The 23409-nt window shown below is 31.5% G+C and carries 22 protein-coding genes; 17 read left to right on the forward strand and 5 right to left on the reverse strand.

All coding sequences use genetic code 11. From position 1 onward, the window contains the following. Positions 1–92 precede the first annotated feature (92 nt). The 5 genes from hypF to BSD9I1_RS01690 all read left to right on the forward strand — a co-directional run bounded on the left by hypF (position 93) and on the right by BSD9I1_RS01690 (position 5356). Positions 93–2402 carry a carbamoyltransferase HypF gene (gene hypF / locus BSD9I1_RS01670; RefSeq protein WP_242966377.1) on the forward strand — a complete coding sequence of 770 codons (2310 nt, stop codon included), beginning with the start codon at positions 93–95 and terminating at the stop codon, positions 2400–2402. Between the two features lie 2 nt (positions 2403–2404). Beyond that, positions 2405–2617: a HypC/HybG/HupF family hydrogenase formation chaperone gene (locus BSD9I1_RS01675; protein WP_035304932.1), complete on the forward strand. Its 213-nt coding sequence runs from the start codon at positions 2405–2407 to the stop codon at positions 2615–2617. A 104-nt stretch (positions 2618–2721) separates the two neighbouring features. Next, entirely contained in the window at positions 2722–3804 is a 1083-nt protein-coding gene (gene hypD, locus BSD9I1_RS01680; protein ID WP_186428850.1) for a hydrogenase formation protein HypD, read from the forward strand. Between the two features lie 4 nt (positions 3805–3808). Next, on the forward strand, positions 3809–4816 hold the full coding sequence (hypE, locus tag BSD9I1_RS01685) for a hydrogenase expression/formation protein HypE (protein ID WP_186428851.1): 1008 nt from the start codon (positions 3809–3811) through the stop codon (positions 4814–4816). 84 nt (positions 4817–4900) lie between these two features. Continuing rightward, positions 4901–5356, forward strand: coding sequence for a ferritin-like domain-containing protein (locus tag BSD9I1_RS01690; RefSeq protein WP_186428852.1), 456 nt, complete (start codon positions 4901–4903; stop codon positions 5354–5356). Between the two features lie 154 nt (positions 5357–5510). Here BSD9I1_RS01690 and BSD9I1_RS01695 read toward each other — a convergent pair whose 3' ends face one another. Further along, the gene (locus BSD9I1_RS01695) at positions 5511–6086 is read right to left on the reverse strand and encodes a hypothetical protein (protein WP_242966378.1); all 576 of its coding nucleotides are present in this window, start codon (positions 6084–6086) and stop codon (positions 5511–5513) included. Positions 6087–6530: 444 nt separating this feature from the next. On the opposite strand from BSD9I1_RS01695, the gene BSD9I1_RS01700 reads away from it, so the two are divergent. The 3 genes from BSD9I1_RS01700 to BSD9I1_RS01710 all read left to right on the forward strand — a co-directional run bounded on the left by BSD9I1_RS01700 (position 6531) and on the right by BSD9I1_RS01710 (position 9219). Next, positions 6531–6800 (forward strand): ACT domain-containing protein, encoded by a 270-nt coding sequence (locus BSD9I1_RS01700; RefSeq protein WP_035304938.1) that lies wholly within the window; start codon positions 6531–6533, stop codon positions 6798–6800. Between the two features lie 13 nt (positions 6801–6813). After that, positions 6814–8172, forward strand: coding sequence for a PFL family protein (locus BSD9I1_RS01705; protein WP_186428853.1), 1359 nt, complete (start codon positions 6814–6816; stop codon positions 8170–8172). A 192-nt stretch (positions 8173–8364) separates the two neighbouring features. Next, positions 8365–9219, forward strand: a complete 855-nt coding sequence (locus tag BSD9I1_RS01710) for a methyl-accepting chemotaxis protein (RefSeq protein ID WP_186428854.1) — start codon at positions 8365–8367, stop codon at positions 9217–9219. Between the two features lie 70 nt (positions 9220–9289). Here the strand turns inward: BSD9I1_RS01710 and BSD9I1_RS01715 are convergent, their stop codons facing one another. The 3 genes from BSD9I1_RS01715 to BSD9I1_RS01725 form a co-directional block, all read right to left on the reverse strand. Further along, a complete protein-coding gene (locus BSD9I1_RS01715) occupies positions 9290–9865 on the reverse strand; it encodes a manganese catalase family protein (RefSeq protein WP_035304940.1) in 576 nt (191 codons plus the stop codon). A 12-nt stretch (positions 9866–9877) separates the two neighbouring features. Next, positions 9878–10141, reverse strand: a complete 264-nt coding sequence (locus BSD9I1_RS01720; protein ID WP_035304941.1) for a spore coat protein CotJB — start codon at positions 10139–10141, stop codon at positions 9878–9880. Between the two features lie 66 nt (positions 10142–10207). Further along, positions 10208–10522, reverse strand: coding sequence for a spore coat associated protein CotJA (locus BSD9I1_RS01725; protein ID WP_035304942.1), 315 nt, complete (start codon positions 10520–10522; stop codon positions 10208–10210). A 160-nt stretch (positions 10523–10682) separates the two neighbouring features. On the opposite strand from BSD9I1_RS01725, the gene BSD9I1_RS01730 reads away from it, so the two are divergent. The 4 genes from BSD9I1_RS01730 to codA all read left to right on the forward strand — a co-directional run bounded on the left by BSD9I1_RS01730 (position 10683) and on the right by codA (position 16558). After that, a complete protein-coding gene (locus BSD9I1_RS01730) occupies positions 10683–13154 on the forward strand; it encodes a WG repeat-containing protein (protein WP_186428855.1) in 2472 nt (823 codons plus the stop codon). 127 nt (positions 13155–13281) lie between these two features. Beyond that, on the forward strand, positions 13282–13728 hold the full coding sequence (locus BSD9I1_RS01735; protein WP_035304945.1) for a GNAT family N-acetyltransferase: 447 nt from the start codon (positions 13282–13284) through the stop codon (positions 13726–13728). A gap of 283 nt (positions 13729–14011) precedes the next feature. Further along, positions 14012–15274 (forward strand): cytosine permease, encoded by a 1263-nt coding sequence (gene codB, locus BSD9I1_RS01740; protein WP_186428856.1) that lies wholly within the window; start codon positions 14012–14014, stop codon positions 15272–15274. A 12-nt stretch (positions 15275–15286) separates the two neighbouring features. Next, the gene (gene codA, locus BSD9I1_RS01745; protein WP_186428857.1) at positions 15287–16558 is read left to right on the forward strand and encodes a cytosine deaminase; all 1272 of its coding nucleotides are present in this window, start codon (positions 15287–15289) and stop codon (positions 16556–16558) included. 144 nt (positions 16559–16702) lie between these two features. Here the strand turns inward: codA and BSD9I1_RS01750 are convergent, their stop codons facing one another. Then, a complete protein-coding gene (locus BSD9I1_RS01750) occupies positions 16703–17599 on the reverse strand; it encodes a patatin-like phospholipase family protein (protein ID WP_186428858.1) in 897 nt (298 codons plus the stop codon). 160 nt (positions 17600–17759) lie between these two features. On the opposite strand from BSD9I1_RS01750, the gene BSD9I1_RS01755 reads away from it, so the two are divergent. From BSD9I1_RS01755 to thrC, 5 genes are all read left to right on the forward strand, one after another. Continuing rightward, entirely contained in the window at positions 17760–18053 is a 294-nt protein-coding gene (locus BSD9I1_RS01755) for a hypothetical protein (RefSeq protein WP_035304950.1), read from the forward strand. A gap of 264 nt (positions 18054–18317) precedes the next feature. Further along, a complete protein-coding gene (locus BSD9I1_RS01760) occupies positions 18318–19184 on the forward strand; it encodes a DegV family protein (RefSeq protein WP_186428859.1) in 867 nt (288 codons plus the stop codon). A 69-nt stretch (positions 19185–19253) separates the two neighbouring features. Beyond that, positions 19254–20039, forward strand: a complete 786-nt coding sequence (locus BSD9I1_RS01765; RefSeq protein WP_207653873.1) for a DUF2935 domain-containing protein — start codon at positions 19254–19256, stop codon at positions 20037–20039. Between the two features lie 301 nt (positions 20040–20340). Further along, complete coding sequence (hcp, locus tag BSD9I1_RS01770; protein WP_035307410.1) at positions 20341–21633, forward strand: hydroxylamine reductase; 1293 nt, start codon at positions 20341–20343, stop codon at positions 21631–21633. Positions 21634–21921: 288 nt separating this feature from the next. After that, on the forward strand, positions 21922–23400 hold the full coding sequence (thrC, locus tag BSD9I1_RS01775) for a threonine synthase (RefSeq protein WP_186428950.1): 1479 nt from the start codon (positions 21922–21924) through the stop codon (positions 23398–23400). Positions 23401–23409 lie beyond the last annotated feature (9 nt).

Genomic DNA, 23409 nt, shown 5'->3' on the forward strand with positions numbered 1-23409 from the left:
ATCAATTTCTATAATAAATGTTATCTATTCAGTATTAACTATTAAATAATAAACAGGTGGTGGTTATTATAGAAGAGGTTGTAAGAAAATATGTGACAGTAACGGGAATAGTTCAAGGTGTTGGGTTTAGGCCTTTTGTATATAAAATTGCTTGCGATAATAATTTAAATGGATGGGTAAGTAACAGTTCAAGAGGAGTGTATATAGATGTGGAAGGAAGAGAACGAGATATTTTAAGCTTTATACAAAAGTTAAAAACCTCTCCTCCTAAATTATCTAAGATAGATGAAGTATTTATAGAAAATAGAGAAGTTGAAAATTATAAGGATTTTAAAATATGCCCTAGTGAAAGAGAAGAAAATGCAATGACTTATATATCTCCAGATATAGGAGTATGTGAAGATTGCTTAAGGGATATAAGGAATAGTGAAAATAAAAGATATAGATATGCTTTCACGAATTGCACAAATTGTGGACCCAGATTTTCTATTATAAAAAAGCTTCCTTATGATAGGGCAGTTACAACTATGAATGAATTTCAAATGTGTGATGAGTGTTATGGAGAGTATGTAGATCCATTAAATAGAAGATTTCATGCTCAGCCTAATGCCTGCATAGAGTGTGGACCAAAATTAGAGCTTATAAATAACAAAGGTGAAAGAATATATCTGGGTGATGAAGTAAAAGAAACTATTAAACTTATTAAAGAAGGAAAGATAATTGCTATAAAGGGCATAGGGGGATTTCACCTAGCTTGTGATGGGAAAAACGAAGAAGCTATTAAACTTCTTAGAGATAGAAAGAATAGGCCTAAGAAGCCATTGGCATTAATGATGAAAGATGTTGAAACTGTAAAGAAATATTGCCATTTAAGTGAAAAGGAAGAAAGTATATTAAAAGACGGTAAAAGACCTATAGTTTTATTAAATAAAAGGGAAGAAAATTTACCAATAAACATAGCACCTAATAATAAATGTTTAGGGGTAATGTTACCCTATACCCCACTCCATTATCTTTTATTTGAGTATGACATAGAAGTTTTAGTTATGACTAGTGCAAATGTAGTGGGACTTCCTATGGTATATAAAAATTCTGAGGCATTAGATAAGCTAAGCAGTGTGGTGGATTATTTTTTGCTTCACAATAGAGATGTACATATTCCTGTGGATGATTCTGTAGTTAAGGTTATTTTAAATGAGGAAATGGTTATTAGGAGTTCTAGGGGATATGCACCAATTTATATTAAACAAAAGGAGATAAGGGATATTTTGGCTTGCGGCTCTCAGTTAAAAAATACCTTTGCTCTATCTAAAAATGAAAATATAATAGTAAGCCCTTATATAGGTGACATGGAAAATATAGAAACCTATAATAACTTTGAAAAAAATGTAGAGCATATTAAAGGTATATACAATATTAAGCCTAAAATAATAGCTTATGACATGCATCCAAATTATTGGTGTAGAGAATATGTAGAGAAGCAGAACACAATAAATATGGAAGTTCAGCATCACCATGCCCATATAGTAAGTTGTATGGTTGAAAATAATATTAAAGAAAAGGTTATTGGAATAGCTTATGATGGGGTGGGCTATGGAATAGATGGAACCATTTGGGGTGGGGAATTTATAATATGCGATTATAAGGATTTTAAAAGAATAACACACTTGAATTATGCACAAATGCCAGGAGGAGATGCAGCAACTAAAGAACCTTGGAAGATGGCTGTGAGCTATATTTATGAAGCTTATAAGAATAGTGGATCTAGGGCTTTAATAAGTGATGAAGATACTTTAATTACAAAAAATTATGTTGAAGATTCAAATATCACACGGGAAAATATTCCTAAAGTTTTAAAGGATAATAATATAAAATCCATAATCGCTATGATAAAAAATAATATAAACTCTCCTAAATGTTCAAGTATGGGAAGATTATTTGATGCAGTGTCTGCAATGCTAGGGTTCCTAGGCAAAGTGACCTTTGAGGGGGAAGCAGCAATACTTCTTGAGAATATGGCTAATGAAAATGAGAAGGGAAGCTATGATTATGAAATAAAATGTCAAGATGAAGGTTATATAATAAACACAAGTGAAATAATAAGAGAAATAATTAATGATATAAATAGTGAGGTACATCATGGAATTATATCTAAAAGGTTTCACAATACTGTAATAGACTTTACAGTGAATATGTGCAGTATTTTACGAGATGCTTTAAATATAGATAAGGTAGTATTAAGCGGGGGAGTATTTCAAAATGAAATAATTCTTAAGGGAATATATGAAAAATTAAATTACAAAGGCTTTGAGGTATATACTCATAAATCTATACCTTGTAATGACAGCGGAATATGTGTTGGACAAATAGTTATAGCAAATGCAAAGTTTAAGGAGGAATAGTTATGTGTATAGCAGTTCCAGTAGAAATTATAGAGATATATGAAAATGAAGCTCTAGTAAACTTTGGTGGGGTAAAAAAGAAAATAGATACTTCTTTAATAGAAGATGTAAGTCTAGGTGATTATGTACTCCTTCATGCAGGATGTGCCATAGAAAAATTGAATAAGGAAGAAGCAGAGGAAACATTAAGCTTATTTAAAAAAATATTAGAATAGTAAATATTCTATTTAGTTAATGATAGTAATCATAAGTCACAAATAATAATCACTGATTTCTAGTTGCTACAATGGAGATTAGCGATTAGAGACTGGAGAATGAAATGAAGTATATAAATGATTTTAGAAACCCAAAATCAACACAAAAAATCTTAGCGGAAATAGAAGCTTTAGCAACTAAAAGCATTAGTGTAATGGAGGTTTGTGGAACCCATACTATGTCAATATATAAAAATGGAATAAAGGAGCTTTTGCCCAGAAATATAAGGCTTATATCAGGACCTGGATGTCCTGTGTGTGTAACTCCTCAAAATTATATAGATACAGCTATAGATCTTTCTAAAGAAAAGAATGTTATAATCACAACCTTTGGGGATATGATGAACGTTCCAGGAAGTTTAAGTTCTCTTAAAACTCAAAGGGCAATGGGGTCAGATGTCAGAGTAGTATATTCTCCACTGGATTCCCTAAAAATTGCAAGGGAAAACTTAGATAAGGAAGTAGTATTTTTAGGTGTGGGCTTTGAAACTACAGCACCAATTATAGCTCTTTCTATTTTAAAGGCCAAAGACGAAAATATAAGTAATTTTAGTGTGCTTCAATGTATTAAAACTATGCCAAATATTATGAGAAAGCTAGTAGAAGATAAACAAGTTAATATAGATGGATTCTTATGTCCAGGTCATGTGGGTACAGTTATAGGGGTTAGGGCCTTTGAGTTTTTATCTAGTGAGTTTAATATCCCATGTGTTGTAGCAGGATTTGAATATGATGATATAATATGTGCTATTTATATGATAATTAGCATGATAACTAAAGAGACAAGTGAAATTAAAAATATATATGGTAGGTTTGTTAAATATGATGGAAATGAAATGGCACAGGACACTATAAGTAAGATTTTCATCTCAGCAGGTAGTATTTGGAGGGGGCTTGGATATATAAAAGATACAGGTGTTGAATTTAAAGAAGAATATAAAAGTTATGATGCAAAAGAAAAATTTAAATTAAACATGGTAAATTTGGATATGCCTTCAGGCTGTATTTGTGGAGAAGTATTAAAGGGCATTAAAGAACCTACAGATTGCAAGCTGTTTTCTAAGGTGTGCAATCCGTCAAACCCTGTAGGCGCCTGCATGGTATCACAAGAGGGAACATGTGGCATCTATTATAGGTATGGGAGGTGAAAATATGAATATGATTACTTTATCTCATGGTAGTGGTGGAAAAAAAACTCAGGAGCTTATAAAAAATATGTTTTACAAATACTTCCAAAACGATATATTGCTCCAGCAAAACGATGCAAGTATATTACATAAGTTAAATGGCAAAATAGCAGTAACTACAGATTCTTTTGTGATAAGCCCCTTATTTTTTTATGGTGGAGATATAGGAAAGCTTTCTATTTGTGGTACAGTAAATGATTTAGCAGTAAGTGGTGCTAAACCCTTATATATTACAGTAGGGTTTATATTAGAAGAAGGTCTTAAGATAGATATTTTAGAAAAGATAGTTATGTCTATGGCTGAAGCTGCAAGGAAAGCTAATGTTTATATAATTGCAGGGGATACAAAGGTTGTAGAAAGGGGCAAGGGAGATAAAATATATATAAATACTACAGGCATAGGGGTAATAGAAGATAACAGGGAGGTTTTGGGGATACAGCAAATAAAACAAGGGGACAAGGTTATAATAAGTGGAACTCTAGGAGATCATGGAATGTGCATAATGAGTGAAAGAGAAGAATTAGGTTTTGAGGTAAGTATAAAAAGTGATTGTGCTTCATTAAATGAATTAACAAAGGATATACTAAGTGAAAGTAAAAATGTAAAGGTAATGAGAGACCCAACTAGAGGGGGACTTGCAACTACCTTAAATGAAATAGCAGAGCAAAGAGGCATGAGCATAATGCTTTATGAAAAAGAAATACCTATTAAAGAAGAGGTTTCAGGTATGTGTGAAATTCTAGGATTTGATCCACTATATGTAGCAAATGAAGGGAAACTTGTTTTAATAGTATCAAGTGAAGATGCAGAAAAGGTATTAAAGATAATGAAGAAAAATTTATTAGGAGAAGATGCTAAGATAATAGGGGAAGTTATAAATGATAATAAAGGTAAGGTTTATTTAAGAACTGAAATTGGAGGAACTAGAATTTTAAATATGTACGAAGAAGAGATGCTTCCAAGGATATGTTAAAAAGTTGTAACAACAAATTTACATATCTATATAATGTATTGATGGCTTGAAGTTTAAGCTCATTAATCATTATAGGAGGTAACTATGCACTACGACATGGATATGTATGACTATACTAGAAATAATAATGAAGCAGAACCTAAAGGACTTTTAGATCTTCTTATAGAAGCAATGAAAGATGAAAGGCACGATAGAGTTAAATATACCATGATGATGGATAGGGCAAAAAATGAAAAGATAAGAACACAAATTCAATTTGCTCGTGATGATGAAATGAAACATTATAAAATGTTTAGGCAAATTTATTGTATGTTAACAGGACAGAGTATAGACATTCCACTTCCAAAGGTTAAGCTTGCAGACGATTTTATAGAAAATATTGAAAGCAGTATTAATGGAGAACTTGCAGCAGTAGAGTTGTATAGAAAAATTAAATCTATGCTTCCAAATATGTGCTTAAGGGATATGCTTTATGAAATTATCACAGATGAACAAGAACATGCCACTAGATTTACTTATTTATATGCCATGCTAGAATAGTTATTTTTGGGATATATAGTTAATTGATATTGAAAAGCTGTGGATAAATAAATGTTCACAGCCTTTTGTCAAATACAGAGGAAGAGAAAGTATACATAAACCTCCAGTTAATAGCAATGATTATTAATATTAACTGGAGGCTTTTTACATATAATTATTCTGATTGTTCTTCAAGGTGTTCTGTAATTTCTAAATTTTCTTTTCTGTTATCTAAAGTATTAAAATTTATATGGTTAACAGTTATATCTTGCTTATCTCCCATAATAAATTTATCTAAGTGGATTCTGCCCTTAGGAGTATTTGCCACAGCATAAGGCTTTTCACCTATTCTATGATAAACCCATGGGTATCCATTGTTTAGAACTCTATATAAGTCCTTCTTATCAATTATAGCGCGCCCTTTCTCAATACCGTTGCTGTCTCTAAGTACTATTTCAGCGGTTTCGTCAAATTCTTTATAATCATTGTATGAATTTTTATCATATATTTCTAAGTTACACTTTCTGTTATCTAAAGTATCTCCATTTAAATGTCTTATAGGAGTTTTAGTAGACACACCTAAAATAAATGAATGTAAACTTTCCTTTTGTTTTTCTTGAGGTATGTAATGCATAGCTAAATAACTGTTAAAGTCTTTATGCCACTGAGCAGCCCAGCCACCTCTATCAAGGACTCTTTGTAAATCTTCAGCATCTATCTTAGCATCAATTATTGTGCCGTCTTTTTTCACTAATTTTAAGTAGGCAATATCTCCTTTTATTTCATATTCATTATTTTTAACTTCAAATTTCTTTTTTATGATAAAGCACCTCTTTCTTTTGTTTTACAATAAACTTTAAATCCGTTCAGTGATATATTATAACACACTTATGTATAATATATTTGCCAAATTTACAAAGATTTAATCATAATATTAGAACCAGAAGAATTATGGGGATGATTGGCTTATGGCACTTGCTACCATTTTGCAATTTAAAATTTCTAAGATATTTAGTAGAAAAACTTTGTGGAATTTTTTAAATATATTGTATTTTGAAATTAATTATTATATTATATATGTTATACATTTTATGCGGTAATAAGCATTTTACTGTATATGCATATACTTATTATCTAAATGTGGGGCATTAAGTTTATAAACAAAATATTATAAAAAGTTTAAGGGGGCATACTTATGAAATCTATTATTACTGTTTTAGGAAAAGACAGAACAGGCATCATTGCAGGGGTAAGCAATGTGTTAGCCGAAGCTAATGTGAATATTTTAGACATAAGTCAAACGATTTTACAAGAGTATTTTACTATGATTATGCTAGTTGACCTATCTAATTCATTAAAGTCTTTTAAGGAGTTAAAGGACATTTTAGATTTAAAGAGCAAAGAAATGAATCTATCTATTAAAATTCAGCATGAAGATATATTCAATTCAATGCATAATATATAAGGTAGGTGCAGATATGATTAATCAAAACAAAATAATTGAAACAATTAAAATGATAGAAAAAGAAAAATTAGATATCAGAACTATAACTATGGGAATTTCACTAATGGATTGTTGTGATTCAGATGGGAAAAGGGCTCGTCAAAAGATATATGATAAGATTACAAGATATGCTGAAAAGCTAGTTAGTGTGGGAAATGAAATAGAAAGAGAGTACGGAATCCCAATTATAAATAAAAGAATATCTGTAACTCCTATATCCTTAGTTGCTGGATGCTCTAATGATGAAAACTATGTTGAGTTTGCTAAAATATTAGATAAAGCTGCTTCTACTGTGGGAGTTAATTTTATAGGTGGGTTCTCAGCTCTAATACATAAAGGTTATTCTGAAGGAGACAGAAAGTTAATTGCATCTATTCCAGAAGCTTTAAGCGTAACAGAAAAGGTTTGTTCTTCTGTTAATATAGCTACAAGTAGAGCAGGAATAAATATGGATGCAGTAAGAGATATGGGAGAAATTATAAAGAAGACAGCAGAACTTACTAAAGATACAGATGGTCTCGGATGTGCTAAACTTGTAATATTTGCGAATGCAGTTGAAGACAATCCATTTATGGCAGGCGCTTTCCATGGTGTTGGAGAAGCAGAATGCGTAATAAATGTAGGGGTAAGCGGACCTGGTGTCGTAAAGAAAGCCCTTGAGTCCGTTAAAGGCGAGAGCTTTGATGTAGTTGCTGAAACTATAAAGAAAACAGCCTTCAAAATTACAAGAATGGGGCAATTAGTTGCAGCAGAAGCTTCTAGAAGACTTGAGGTTCCTTTTGGAATAATTGACTTATCATTAGCGCCTACTCCAGCAGTTGGAGATAGTGTGGCTCATATTTTTGAAGAAATGGGACTTGAAAGAGCTGGTGCGCCAGGTACTACTGCTGCTTTAGCAATGTTAAATGATGCAGTAAAAAAAGGCGGAGTTATGGCTGCATCTAGAGTTGGAGGCCTTAGTGGCGCATTTATTCCTGTAAGTGAAGATGCTGGAATGATTGATGCAGTATTAGAGGGTGCCTTAAACTTAGAAAAGTTAGAAGCTATGACTTGTGTATGTTCTGTGGGTCTTGATATGATTGCAATTCCTGGAGATACCTCAGCTGAAACTATTTCTGCCATTATCGCAGATGAAGCTGCCATAGGAGTTATAAACAATAAAACTACAGCTGTTAGAATAATTCCTGCTCCTGGGAAAGCAGTAGGTGATATGGTGGAATTCGGTGGGCTTTTAGGTAGAGCTCCTGTTATGCAGGTAAGCAAATTCAGTAGCAGTGACTTCATTAAAAGAGGAGGCCAAATTCCGGCTCCAATCCATAGTTTTAAAAATTAGTATATAAAAATTAATGATAAATATGATTACCTTAGGCTGTTGACAATATATTTTGTTAACAGCCTTTTTATATGTTTTATGTATAAAAATAAGGCGTTTTCTGAATAATTAGATGTTCTTTAGATGCTCATTCATTATAATTAAATTGGGGAATATTATAAAAATATTAAAGTGGACGGAGGTATATAGAAAATGGGCAGATTTAATGGGGAATATAGCTATGAAAAAAAACAGTTAATTTTTAATACAATAGAAAAAGTCATACCGCTATTTCATGATTTAATCCCTCTCGATAATACAATATCAATAACTGATAGGGAAAAGTTTATATACTCTATTCCTGGTGAGGAAATTAATCTTGGAGATATAGTAGGGAAGCCCTTTCCAAAGGGGAGTACCATACCTCAGGTTTTAAATTCAGGTAAGTCCAAAAGCGGGGAAGTACCAAAAGAAGCTTATGGTGTTCCATTTAAAACCACAGGAATACCTATAAAAAGTGATGACGGCAAAATAATTGGTACAATAAATCTTGCACTTAACTTAAGTACTCAACATACTTTATTAGAGTCAACTGAAACTATTATCTCTTCATCACAACAGCTTGCTTCTACGTCTGAAGAGATTGCAGCTTCATCGCAAATATTGTCTGAGAGTATCGCATATATACAAAGTCTTTCGAAAGGTGTTATGGATCATATTGAAAGCACCAGTAAAATATTGGATTTTGTTAATGGAGTGGCAGCAAATTGTAATCTTTTAGGCTTAAATGCAGCTATAGAGGCAGCAAGAGCTGGGGAATCAGGAAGAGGATTTGCTGTTGTAGCAAAGGAAATTCGTAAGTTAGCTGAAAGTAGTGCAAGTTCAGTAAAAGAAATTAAAGAAATACTTAATGGTATTAATAAGGATATGAATAATTTATTTAATAAAATAAATGAGGCAAGCGAATCAATTCTTGTCCAAGCATCTGCCACAGAAGAAATTGCAGCTTCAGCAGAGCAGCTAACAAGTTGTGCCCAAGATATTGGAAAGGTTGCAAAAGTGATTTGAAAAAGAGCAGGCCATATGCATAAAAATATGTATATGGCCTTAAACTCAAATTTAACTAATTTTATAATAATTAGTAGTATTTTTTAGTTCCTAAAGTCTCCTGAACTTCTCTTAGAGCTTCTCCAAATCTTTGAAAATGAACTATTTCACGTTCTCTTAAAAATCTAAGAACCTTATTTACGTCTTCATTATCACTTAATGTAATTAACCATTCATAGGTAGCACGAGCCTTTTCTTCAGCTGCTAAGTCTTCATGTAAGTCTGTTACTGGATTTCCTTTTGCTTGGATATAAGTTGCAGTCCATGGGTTTCCAGTTGCATCTACGTAGAATAATGCTTTATCATGATCAGCAAAATGACCGCCTAAGCCGGCTTTTTCTAATTCTTCAACTGAAGCATTATTAACTAATTGATAGACCATTGTAGCAATAATTTCAAGATGTGCTAGTTCTTCCGTTCCAATGTCATTACATACTGCCTTAGTAGTTCCAGTAGGCATGGAATATCTTTGATTTAAATATCTTAAAGCTGCAGCTAATTCTCCATCGGGTCCGCCATATTGGGTTATTAAATACTTAGCTAATTTTACATCTTTACAATTTTTTATGTCTACAGGACATTGTAATTTTTTTTCATAAATCCACATTTCATACCCCTCCTATTCACCTGTTTCCCAAGGCCATGGTTCGTTTGCCCACTGCCAAGAAGTTTTATTCTGTGAAAATCCAAAGTTTAATAAAGGACCGTATTCTTTTTCGTATAACATTTTTAACTTCATTAATTTATCCGCATAATAATTAAAGTCATCAAAAGCCTTTTTATTGGTAGGATGGGTATCTAAATATAGATTTAATTCTAATGTAACAAATTCTACTTCTCTAATTTTATCGAGCAAGTCTTTTCTGCTCATGCAATCGGACATTGTAGTTCCTCCTATTAAAATTACTAACTATATAATTATGATATAAAATTGATTGTTGCTTTAATTTTAGCATTTATTATCTTTATCAAAGTAAGGATCATAAAGGTCTGCAAATATTGTTCCCATACGTAATGCTTTTTTTAGAGATACTAAATTACAATAAGGTTGATCAGGAACATATGCCTGACCTAGTTTTGTACATTTAACGTTAATATTTGCACAAGCTGTACGGGATTGTTCAAATCTAGCTTTTTTTGGTTTGCATTTTCCACCACGCATATCTATAGGAGATTGCACGGGCATTACTTCCTCATTTTCATAAGTCTCATCAACGTCATCAAAGATTTCCATTGACATTGGATCAGGGTCTAAATAGTACATTATGAATTTCACTCCTTATATATTAACTACACTAGTATCTTATTCAAAACAGGAAAAAAGTGTGTAATATTTTATGCGAATAAATTCACAAATATGTCATCACACATTAAACTTTTTTTCATATAATATTTTGAAATAAATATAGGAGAAAGTTTCTGTTATGATGTGGAGTGAAGCATACTTAATTAATTTCTTTAAAGAATTTTTACCACCTCAGTCAAAGCTTTTATTTTTAAAGTTACCTTATAAGAGACCCGCAATTATTGCAGCAGATTTAGATGGGGATGGAAGAAAAGAATTAGTTGGTGCTTATAACCTAGATGGACAAAACAATATTATTGTGCTAAAGAACTACTCTGGAAAGTGGAGAGTACTTTCAAATATTAAAGGAAAAGGATTTGATATAAACTATCTTAATGCTCTCCCAATTACAAATAGTAAAGTTAATAACTTAATTATAGGATGGCAATTTGGAGCAGTATGGGCAATGTTAGATATTTTAACATGGACGGAACAAGGGTTTAAATATGCAGTTACGGACTTGGAGTATAGTAAGATTGAAATAGAAGATATATCAAGTAAAAAGGGAAAAGACGGAAAGTATGAAATAGTAGTTTGGATTCACGATACAGGAGAAGCATATAAAATTGAAGTTCATAGATGGGAAAATGGGAAATTAGTTTCTGCACCAGATCTATATCCTTATTATTTTAAGAAGGTAGTTACATTTTATAAGGAAAGGGTAAAGGAAATGCCCAAAGCAAGTTTCTATTGGTACTACTTGGCAGATGCTCAAATAAAAGCTGGAGAGCCAAAAGAGGCATTGAAATCTATTGATGCAGCTATGAAACTTCAATATCAATATCCATCTAAAGAAGAATTATTTAGGTTAAGAGAAAAGGCATTATTAATGACAAGGAATAGAGTTTCAAAGTTATATCCTATATCTATTAAAGCTTTGAATGGAGTAAAGTGGGGGTATATAGATAATAAAGGTGATGTTGTAATTAAACCCCAATATGACTATGCTCAAGACTTCGAAGGTAATGGTCTTGCCGTGGTAGAAGTTAGAGGTAAATCTGGAGTTATAAATGAGTCTAATAATTTTATCGTAGAACCAAAGTATGAAACAATTACTGGATTTTCTGAAGGGCTTGCACAGGTGCTTGACAATGGAGTATTTAAGGTAATAGATGAAAAGGGCAAAGTACTAACTCCTAAGGGATATAGTTATATAGGAAGTTACAATGAAGGAAGAGCCATATTTTATGATATAAACTCAGAAGGTAAGTTACTCTACGGATATCTAGATACGAGAGGACAAGAAGTGATACCACTTAAATATGAATCAGCTAGTGATTTTAAAGAAGGCAAAGCAGTAGTTAAAATTAGAGATAATCAATATGCTATGATTGACCTTAATGGCAATATACTTAAAATTTATAATTATGACTTTGTAGGAGATTTGGGGGATGGACTTTTAGCCTTTAAAGAAAATACGGCAGGTGATTTTGGATTTATTAACGAGAGCGGAGAAGTTGTTATAGTGCCTAAGTATTCAGGAGTTCAAGCTTTTGAGGAAGGAAGAGCTGTGGTGAATACTTCTGAAGATTTTAAGAATAAATATGGACTTATAGATAAAAAAGGAAATTTTATAATAAAGCCAGAGTATAATGATGTAAACTTGCTAGGGGAAGGAATGGTGGCTGTAGGAAAGGCCATAGACCCAGAAAAGCCTTATATAGGTTCAAAATATGCAATTGCAGATATTAATGGAATATTCCTTACAGAATTTATATATATCAGTATTTCAGATTATAAAGATGGGTTAGCTTCAGCAAGTGATGATAAAAATACATTTTTCATTGATAAAACTGGAAATAAGGTAAAAAGTCTACCTGTATTAAGTGGTGGCGGAACGGTATCTATGGATGAGGATTTAATAAAGGCAAATATAGATTATAGAGTATCTTATTTAGACAAAACAGGGAAAGTAATATGGAGACAAAACACAATAATTTCTTTAAGTAATAAATATAAAATTATAGAAGAAAAATTTAAGCCTAATATAAATTACTTAGTGTATTATCCACAAGTACAGGGCATGGATGACAAGAATATAGAGAAAGAAGTAAATAAGAGGTTAAAGGGATTGTCTCAAGTTAAGGATATAGGCAGCGATGCTAAGCTTGATTATAACTATACAGGGGATTTTTTGGTAGAATTTTTCAAAAAGAGTTTAACTGTTTTAGAGCTTAATGATTATCAGTATTATTTTGGAGCAGCCCATGGAATGCCTACAAAAAATTACCCCCACATAAATCTAGTAAGTGGAAGTTTTTATGAACTGAAGGATTTATTTAAAGCTAATAGTAATTATGTAAAGATTATTAGTGATATTATAGGAAACCAAATAAAAAATGATGAAAAGTATTCGTATTTATTCCCAGATGCTTATAAGGGGATAACACCAAATCAGCCATTTTATGTGGATGAAAACAATTTATATATTTACTTTGTTCCTTATGAAATAGCTCCCTTTGCAGCAGGATTTCCTACTTTTAAAATACCATTTAATCAGATTATGAATATAATTGATACTCAAGGAGAATTTTGGGAAAGTTTTCATTAGGGAATAGTATATGGTTCTAGTACTTGCTAGGTTGTTGGGACCTGGCAAGTAACTTGAAATTTTTAAAAAGAGGCTTTAGAATTATTATTAGAAATTAGTTAATATAAATACATAAGGAGATATCGAAATGAACTGGATCATAAAAAAGTTTGATGAACTTACTCCCAATGAGCTTTATAAAATTTTGCAGGAAAGGATAAATGTTTTTGTAGTAGAGCAAAACTGCCCTTATGAAGAGTGTGATGATAAGGACTTAAAAGCACTACATCTATATTTGGAGGAAAATGGACATATAGCAGCTTACTGTAGACTTTTATACCCAGGGGTGTCTTATAATGAAGCTGCTATAGGAAGAGTACTTATAAATGATAAATATAGAAGAAAGGGCCTTGCTACAAAAATGCTTAAAAATGCTATTGAAATAATTGAAGAAGAAATGGGGGGGAAATGCATAAAACTTTCAGCTCAGGTATATGCTAAAGGATTATATGAGGAAGTTGGATTTAAGGAGTGTTCAGAAATCTATAGCGAAGATGGCATTCCTCATGTGGAAATGATTTATGAATTCAATTAATTACAAAAGTATGTTATCTTGACAATTTTTATTTTTTGTGAAATAATGGTTACAAATAGATATCAGTACCTTTAATTCGGTCCAGAGAGACTGACAAGGTTAGCGGAATGTATTATAAATAAAGTTATATTAATAATTTAATATGTTTTTAAATTATTAATAAGTTAAGTAATTTATAACGCATAAAATTAAGCTTCCTTTCAGGTTTCTGAAAGGAAGCTTTTGTGTTTTATAATTACTCTTTCCTTAATGGTGCTGATATGAAAATTAAGGAGGGTTTTTTATGAGTAATAAAAATTATGATAAGGATTTTTCACTTCAAGAGGTATCAAATGAAAGTAAAAAGGGGTTTTGGTCCATGTTTGCAGTAATGTTGGGTTTTACATTCTTCTCAGCTAGCATGTGGACAGGAGGATCTCTTGGAATAGGACTAGGATTTAAGGATTTTTTAATAACAGTGTTATTTGGTAACTTAATTTTAGGAGTTTATACAAGTTTACTTGCATATATTGCATCAGATACAGGTCTTTCAACACACTTGCTTGCTAGATATTCCTTTGGAGAAAAGGGTTCTTATCTGGTATCATTTCTGCTTGGTATCACTCAAGTAGGGTGGTTTGGAGTAGGAGTTGCTATGTTTGCAATTCCAGTTCATAAGGTAACTGGCATAAACTTGTATTTATTAATTCTTATAGCAGGAGTAGCTATGACGTCCACAGCTTATTTAGGAATAAAAGCACTTACAGTATTAAGCATAATAGCAGTACCATCTATAGCACTACTTGGAGGATTTTCAGTAATTAAGGCAGCAGCTACTGTAGGAGGAATTCAAGGACTTATAAATATTCAGCCAAAAGAAACTCTAGCTATAGGCACGGGACTTACCATGTGCGTAGGATCTTTTATAAGTGGAGGTACTTTAACACCAGATTTTGCAAGATTTTCACAAAATAAAAAGGTAGGAGTTTTAACTACAGCAGTAGCATTTTTTATAGGAAATTCACTTATGTTCATATTTGGAGCAGTAGGAGCAATGGTTACAGGTCAGTCAGATATATCAGAGGTTATGTTTTTACAAGGTCTTATAATACCAGCTATTATAATACTTGGATTTAATATATGGACAACTAATGATAATGCATTATATGCCTCAGGGCTTGGCTTTTCAAATATAACTAAAATACCTAAAAGTAAAATTGTAGTGTTTAATGGAATTATAGGAACCTTAGGTGCACTATATATTTACAATAACTTTGTAAGCTGGTTAAACTTACTGGGGATTTTAATACCCTCTATAGGCGGAATAATCATTGCAGATTACTTTATAGTTAGAAAAGGTAAATATGGAAATATTAATGAAAGTAGTTTTAATACAGTTGATTTATCAGCAATAATCTCATGGGTGCTAGGAGTTTTAGCGGCTAAGTTTTTACCAGGGATAACTTCTATAAATGGAGTGCTTGTGGCTTTTATATGTCATGTAGTAATTAAAAAAGTTGTATATAACAAGAATGTAGAAAAGGAAAATATAAAAATAGGTGCTTAATGGAGGAATACTATGTTAATAAAAAATGCAGTATTACAAGGAAGAGAAGGACATTATGATATATTAATAAAAGATGGAATTATAAATAAAATTCATAAAAACATAGATTTAAAAGATGAAAATATAATAGATGCAAAAGGCGGCCTTGTGATGCCACCGTTCATAGAACCTCATGTGCATTTAGATGCAGCATTAACTGCTGGAGAGCCTAGATGGAATGAAAGTGGAACTTTATTTGAAGGAATTCAGTGCTGGGCAGAGAGAAAGCCGTATCTTACAGTCGAAGATGTTAAATCTAGGGCAAAGAAGGCGATTGAATGGCAAATAGCTAATGGAATTCAATATATAAGAACTCATGTAGATGTTACAGATGAAAAATTAACTGCTCTAAAGGCCTTGATTGAAGTTAGAGATGAACTAAAGGACTATGTTACTCTTCAAATAGTAGCTTTTCCTCAGGAAGGAATACTTTCTTATCCAAATGGATTTGAACTTTTAGAAGAATCTCTAAAACTAGGGGCAGATGTTATAGGTGCAATTCCTCACTTTGAGTTCACGAGAGAATATGGAGTACAGTCTATAGAGAAGATATTTGAACTTGCAATAAAATATAATAAACTTATAGATGTACATTGTGATGAAATTGATGATGAACAATCTAGGTTTTTAGAAGTGGTGGCAGCTAAAGCCTATGAGTATAATATTGGGCCTAAGGTAACTGCCAGTCATACTACAGCGATGCATTCTTATAATAATGCGTATACCTATAAATTATTTAGGCTTTTAAAGCTATCAGGTATAAATTTTGTTGCTAATCCTTTAGTCAATACTCATCTTCAAGGAAGATTTGATAGTTATCCAAAGAGAAGGGGGATAACGAGAGTAAAGGAGTTAATGGAAGCAGGACTTAATGTGTGTTTCGGACATGATGATATATTCGATCCTTGGTACCCACTTGGAACAGGAAACATGCTTCAAGTACTTCACTTAGGACTTCATGTATGCCAAGTAATGGGCTATAATGAAATAAATAATTCATTAGATTTAATAAGTAAAAACAGTGCAAGAACATTAAATATATTAGATGAGTATGGAATTGAAGAAGGAAAACCGGGAAATCTTATAATACTTCCAGTAGAAAATGGTTACGAAGCAGTTAGAAAACAAGTATCAGTTCTTTATTCAATAAGAGGCGGAAAAATAATTTCTAAAACTGTTCCAAATGAGACAATAGTATATATTAATGATAAAGAAAAAATTATAGACTTTAGTAAAAGTGAATAACGCTTTTAGGAGTAGGAATTAAGGTGCTAGGATACATGAAATTTAGAAAGCTTTCATAGTAAGGGTTCATTCAATCCTAGTACCTCGTATTAGTACACAAAACACTTTATTCTAAAATTTCAAGTTACTAGAGATTAGGGACTATCAACTATTCAAACTACACCGAACTTTAAAAAAACTCAAAGTTTGATCATATCCATTTTTAATTAGTGGGGCTATATATTTATTTATCTTTTTGAAGTCGCTAGCTTTTATTTTAGCTCCATAATCAATGATTAAAATTCTTAATCTATCCTTGTTTCTTACAAAGTTTTCTGAGTCTACGTTTATTGGCGCATCAATTACATCCCTTAAAAAGGATATTATACCTGTCTTGCCTTGAGAGGTGTAACTATCTAGGTCTTTAATTTTAATTCCTATGGTAGGATAATCAGCATTATCTGAGTCGAAAATCCATATTGGAAAGTTACTAAGTAAGCCTCCATCTACAATATAGCTTGTAAAGTTAGAATATTCCAGTTTCCCAGGAGTAAAATAAAATGGAATAGAACAGCTCATGCGTATAGCTTTAGCAATGCTAAACTCTAAAGGATCGAGCCCATATTCAGGCAGGTCATCCGGAATTATTATCATTTTTCTTTTAGTTATATCTGCAACTATTATTTTTAAAGTGCTTTTACCATTTACGATAACGTCTTTGAACTTTGTTATACCTTTCTTTGTAAGTAAGGTATCCATCCATTGTTCGATTATGGAACCATCATATTTTCCGTTATTCACTAGTAGTGAGATAAAGTTGCCTACAATAGGTATCTTTCCTACTTTGGTATTTTTATTAAACAACTTAAAATCTGTATTATAAATTATGTCTTCTAACTCTTTAGAAGTGTATCCAGCTATAATTAGAGCAGAAATTATAGCTCCAGCGGAACTACCTGCACATCGCTTAATTTTATAATTATTCTCCTCTAATGCTTTAAGCACTCCAACATAACTTATAGCCTTAACTCCTCCACCTTCAAAAACTAGGTCTATATTCATAATTCCTCCTGAAAGGGTGTTACATTAATTTAATATATATTATGAAGTTGTAAACAAAGTGGGGATAATAATATGCACAATTTATAATAATTAAGTGAGAACTCTTTCATAGTAATTTAAATAATATGAAATATAGATATAATAAAGGGAGTAAAAATATATGGGAGAAAAGAAATGTATTAATCCCAATCAATTACTCATATGGGCCTCATTTATAAGTATAATAATTGCTGAAAATTTAACTTCTTTTGAACAACAACTTGTAGGAAGTATTTTATCGCTTATAGGTGAAAATATTTTATTTATACAAGAATTAAATGAAGAAGCTGAAGAAAGTAATGAAGAAACTGATGGGGAAGGGTCTAATAACTATGATAATATTAAAGAGTTACAAAGGCAAATAGATGAACTAAAGGAATATATTAAGTGTTTAGAGAGAAGATTTGATGAGTGATAGTATATATTATATTAAAGCAAGTAAAAAAATTAATACCTTAATTTAAGTGCTGTTATCTTAAATTAAGGCATTAATATTATTAATTAAAAATCATTAAAAGCTTATAAATATATTTGAAATTTTTTTAGGGGTTGATGAATTTATATATACTTGTAAATAGAAATAGGTGTATAATATAACTTTGTGCGAATATAAGTTATATAGATAGATTGAGTATGTGTATTATAGTATAATTATGTAGTAGAGATGGGGGGAGTCTTAATGAATACGGTTATAGTGATTGATTCCTGTAGCGATTTGCCAAGAGATTTCGTTGAAAAAAATAATATACCATCACTTGGAATAAACGTTATGCTTAATGGAAGAGAGTTTGTCGATGATTTCGGGAAAACCGTAACATATAAAGAATTTTATGATGCAGTAAGGGAAGGTGAAATGCCAACTACTGCTCAAGTAAACTCAGAAACATATAAAGAGGAGTTTTTAAAGCATGTTAAGGAAAATAAATCAATAATTTATTTGGCCTTTTCTTCAGCTTTAAGTGGAAGTATAAATAGTGCTAATATAGCTAAAGATGAAATATTAGAGGAATATAAAAATGCGGATATAACTATAATTGACACTAAAAGTGCATCTTTGGGTGAAGGATTAATAGTTTATTATGCTTATGATATGCTTGAAAAGGGATGTTCTAAAGAGGAAATAGTAAATTGGGTAGAAAAAAATAAGTTAAAGGTAAATCATTGGGTTATTGCAGATGACTTAAATCATTTAAAAAGAGGAGGTCGTATATCAGGAACTCAAGCGGTAGTTGGGACCTTACTGAATATAAAGCCTGTGATTAACGTAGATGATGAAGGCAGGCTTATACCTGTAGCTAAAGTAAAGGGAAGAAAGAAAGCCCTTAAAACACTAGTTGATAAGTTTAGAGAAAGGGTTGTTAATCCAGAAGAGCAAGTGATTTTTATAAGTCATAGTGATTGTGCTTCAGATGCTGAGCTAGTAAAAAGTATGATACTTGAAGAATTTAAAGTAAAAGATTTTATAATAAATCAAATTGGGCCGGGAATAGGATCGCATACAGGCCCAGGTACTGTTACAGTATTTTTCATAGGTGATAGTAGATAGCGAATTATATTCATATGTAACAATAGTCCTTCATATAATGATTAGTGGATAATTATATGGAGGATTTTCATGTTTGATGTAAAAAGGGAAATAGAATTTTGGACTGGGATAATGAGGGATCATGCACTTTTTCAGTATAATGCTCTATCGCCTAAAGAAGTGGAGGCTATTAAAAGTACAGAGTATTTTATGAAGTCCTTTGATGAGCTAAATAAAGAAGCAAAGGAGTTACAAGATAATTATAAGGGTAAGAGGCTAGAAAAGGTACTATCTGATAATATGAAGGTACTTAAACAATTCATAAGATTTAAGACAGATTTACTTACTAAGCTTTTAAAATGTGATATTGGACTAAACTTAACACCATCCTTTTTAAATCATATGATAAATGAAGCTATGGAGTATTACAAGGTCTTATATATATTAAAAGATAATACAAGTTTTGATAAGACTTTAGAAAATTTACGCCTTCATAAGATATGGCTTGCAGATGCATCCGGACATGCAAGTGCTGTAGCTTGTGACTTAGATGCAGTAGAAGTGGAATTTACTAAAAAGGCAAGAAAATTTGCAAAGAAGTTTGATGGACTGTTTAAAAAGGCTTTTGAAATGTATAAGATGTATGAAAGAACTAAACTAAGTGATGGTACAGTAGCTTATTTCAATATAGAGGTAGAAAAAACTTTAACTGACTTTGTGGAGTTTTTAGATAAAGTTAAGGATTTAAGACAGTGCTGCAGCATAATGGGCGCATTACCACCCATAATTCCAGACCATATGATACGTGAGGAAAACTATTATTTATATAGAGTCAAAATGTTGTGTAATGCTGATAATAATAAGAATAAAAAATAGTGTAAGATGAAAATCGGCAAGAGCCGATTTTCTTTCATTAAATAGTAATTATTAATTTAGGTAAAATATATGATAAAACTATACTAAAAAAGTATAAAATTTTAAATTTAGTTTCATACGTTACCGATTTTGTATATAATCCAGTGTATTATATATCTTGTAGACAGCGAGGCAATAAAGAAAATATAAAAATTAAAATAAATAGTTAAATCAGGAGGAGAGATATAATATGTTTGGATTTTTTAAGAACAAAGAAGAAAATGAAGTTTTAAATAAGGCAGTGGTACAGGAACCAAACCCAATGTTCTGCTATCAATGTGAACAAACACCACAGACAGGATGTACTAAATTTGGTGTATGTGGAAAGAACCCTGATATAGCAAGTTTACAGGATATAATGATATTTGGACTTAAAGGGGTAGCGGCATATGCAACTCATGCAAGAGAATTAGGATATATTGATCCAGAAGTAGATGCTATAGCACACGAAGCATTATATACAACACTTACAAATTCAAACTTTAGCTTAGAAGAACACATAAATATGACTTTAAAAGTTGGTACTGCAGCTGTTAAAGTAATGGATTTATTAGACAGAGCTCATACTTCAAAATTAGGAGTTCCAACACCTGTAGTAGTTTCACAGGATAAAGTTGAAGGACATGCTATATTAGTTACAGGACATAATCTTTATGCTTTAGAAGAATTATTAAAGCAGACAGAGGGAAAAGGAATTAACATATATACTCACTCAGAAATGTTACCAGCTCATGGATACCCAGAGCTAAAGAAATATGCTCACTTAAAGGGTAACGTAGGTAAGGCTTGGTATGATCAGAGAAAATTATTTGAAGAATTCCCAGGAGCAATTCTAGGTACTACAAACTGCTTAATGCCAATAACTACTGGACATTATGCTGATAGAATGTGGACTTATGGAACAGCAGGATTGCAAAACATCCAGAAAATAGTAAATAATGACTTTTCTCCAATAATTGAAAAAGCATTATCCTTACCTAAGGCAAACATTCAATCTGATAAAGTGCTTACAACTGGATTCCATCACAATACAGTTTTAGATATAGCTCCAGAAATAATAGATGCAGTTAAAGCTGGAAAGATAAAGAGATTCTTCGTTATAGCTGGATGTGATGCTCCAACTAAGGGAAGAGATTACTATAGAGAAATGGCTAATACATTACCAAAGGATTGCGTAATTCTTACAACTTCCTGTGGTAAGTACAGATTCAATGATATAGACTTTGGAACAGTTCCAGGAACAGATATTCCAAGATATATAGATTTAGGACAATGTAACAACTCAGGGTCCGCTGCTAAAATTGCTATAGCGTTAGCAGGTGCTTTCGAATGTGATATAAATGAATTACCATTAACAATAGTATTATCATGGTTCGAACAAAAGGCTGTTGCAGTACTATTAGGATTATTCAGCTTAGGAGTTAAGAATATGTACGTAGGACCTTCAGCTCCAAAGTTCATAACTCCAGGAGTATTAAAGGTATTACAAGATGTATTTAACTTACAGTTAATAAGCGGAGATGCACAGGCAGATCTTAAGAAAATGTTAGGCTAAACCAGAGAGCAATGCACAATTTATTGAAGTATGTAACTTCTATAGATTAGCACAGCTCAATAATATAATAATCCCATAAACATCCATTAAACCCATAAAAGGCGACCTTACCCCAAGGTCGCCTTCTCCCTTTTAAAACATCTCAATTTATTGAGGTGTTTTTTTATATGACTAAAATTACAAAAAATCATTTGTTCGTTATAAAAATACACTTGACTTTTATACAAAAACATTGTAGCATAATATAAAAGAAAAAATTACACAATTAATGGGGGGATATTCTTGAAAATAGCATATACAAGTACAAGGGGCAGAAAAGAAATAACTTCTTCTGAAGCTATTATAAAAGGAATTGCAGATGATGGAGGGTTGTATATACCAATAGAATTTCCTACAATTGATATACCTTTTTCAGAGTTAGCTTCTTATGATTATAAACAATTATCAGTATATATACTAAAAAAATATTTTACTGATTTTACAGATGAAGAAATAAATGATTGCGTTTATAAAGCTTATGATAATAAATTTACAAATGAATACATAGCTCCTGTGGCTAAAATAGGCGATGACTTTTTCTTAGAACTATACCATGGACCTACTTTAGCATTCAAGGATATGGCTCTATCTATATTGCCACATTTATTGAAGACTTCTTCTAGAAAGTTAAATATAAAAGATGAAATAGTAATACTTACAGCAACCTCAGGGGATACTGGAAAGGCTGCATTAGAAGGATTTGCTGATGTAGAAGGTACAAAGGTAATAGTGTTTTTTCCAGAAAAGGGGGTAAGTCCCATTCAGAAGAGGCAAATGATTACTCAAGAGGGAATAAACACTTATGTGGTAGGAATTGATGGGAATTTTGATGATGCTCAAAAAGCTGTTAAAGAAATTTTTAACGATAAGGATTTTAATAAATTATTAGAACAAAAGGAATGTATGCTTTCATCTGCTAACTCTATTAACATAGGAAGACTTGTACCACAAATAGTATATTACATATATTCATACTTATGTATGTTAAAGAATAGAGAAATTAAAGATGGAGAAAGCATAAATATTGCTGTACCTACAGGAAACTTTGGGAACATTCTAGCTGCATATTATGCTAAAAAAATGGGACTTCCTATAAATAAGTTAATATGTGCATCTAATGAGAATAATGTACTTTGTGATTTCTTTAATGAAGGAATATATAACAAAAATAGAGAGTTTAAAGTAACAATTTCTCCTTCCATGGATATATTGGTTTCTAGTAATTTGGAAAGGCTTTTATATCATATTAGCAATGAAAATAATCACAAAATAGATAGGTTTATGAGAGAACTAAATGATAAAGGCCAATATATTATAGATGAAAATATGAAAAATGAATTGGATAGTTTTTACTCTAATTTTGCTAGTGATGAAGAAACTTATAAAGCTATAAGAGATATTTTTGAAGATACATCATATTTAGTTGACACACATACGGCCGTAGCTTATAAGGCATATGCAGATTATAAACAAGCTACTGGAGATAATAGAAAAACTATCGTTGTATCCACAGCTAGTCCGTTCAAATTTCCTAGAGATGTATGTAAGGCATTAAAAATAGATAATGATAAGCTCAGTGATTTTGATTTAGTGCATAAACTTTCTTCTTTTGCGGAAGTAGAGATTCCAAATGCTATAAATAATATAGAGAGTAAAGATATACTTCATAATAATGTATGTAAAAAGGAAGAAATAAAAGAAGAAATAAAAAAATTTCTTAAGGTATAGGTGATAAGT

The sequence above is a fragment of the Clostridium sp. BSD9I1 genome, from assembly GCF_900185645.1.
In the GTDB taxonomy this organism is placed as follows: Bacteria; Bacillota; Clostridia; order Clostridiales; family Clostridiaceae; genus Clostridium_AK.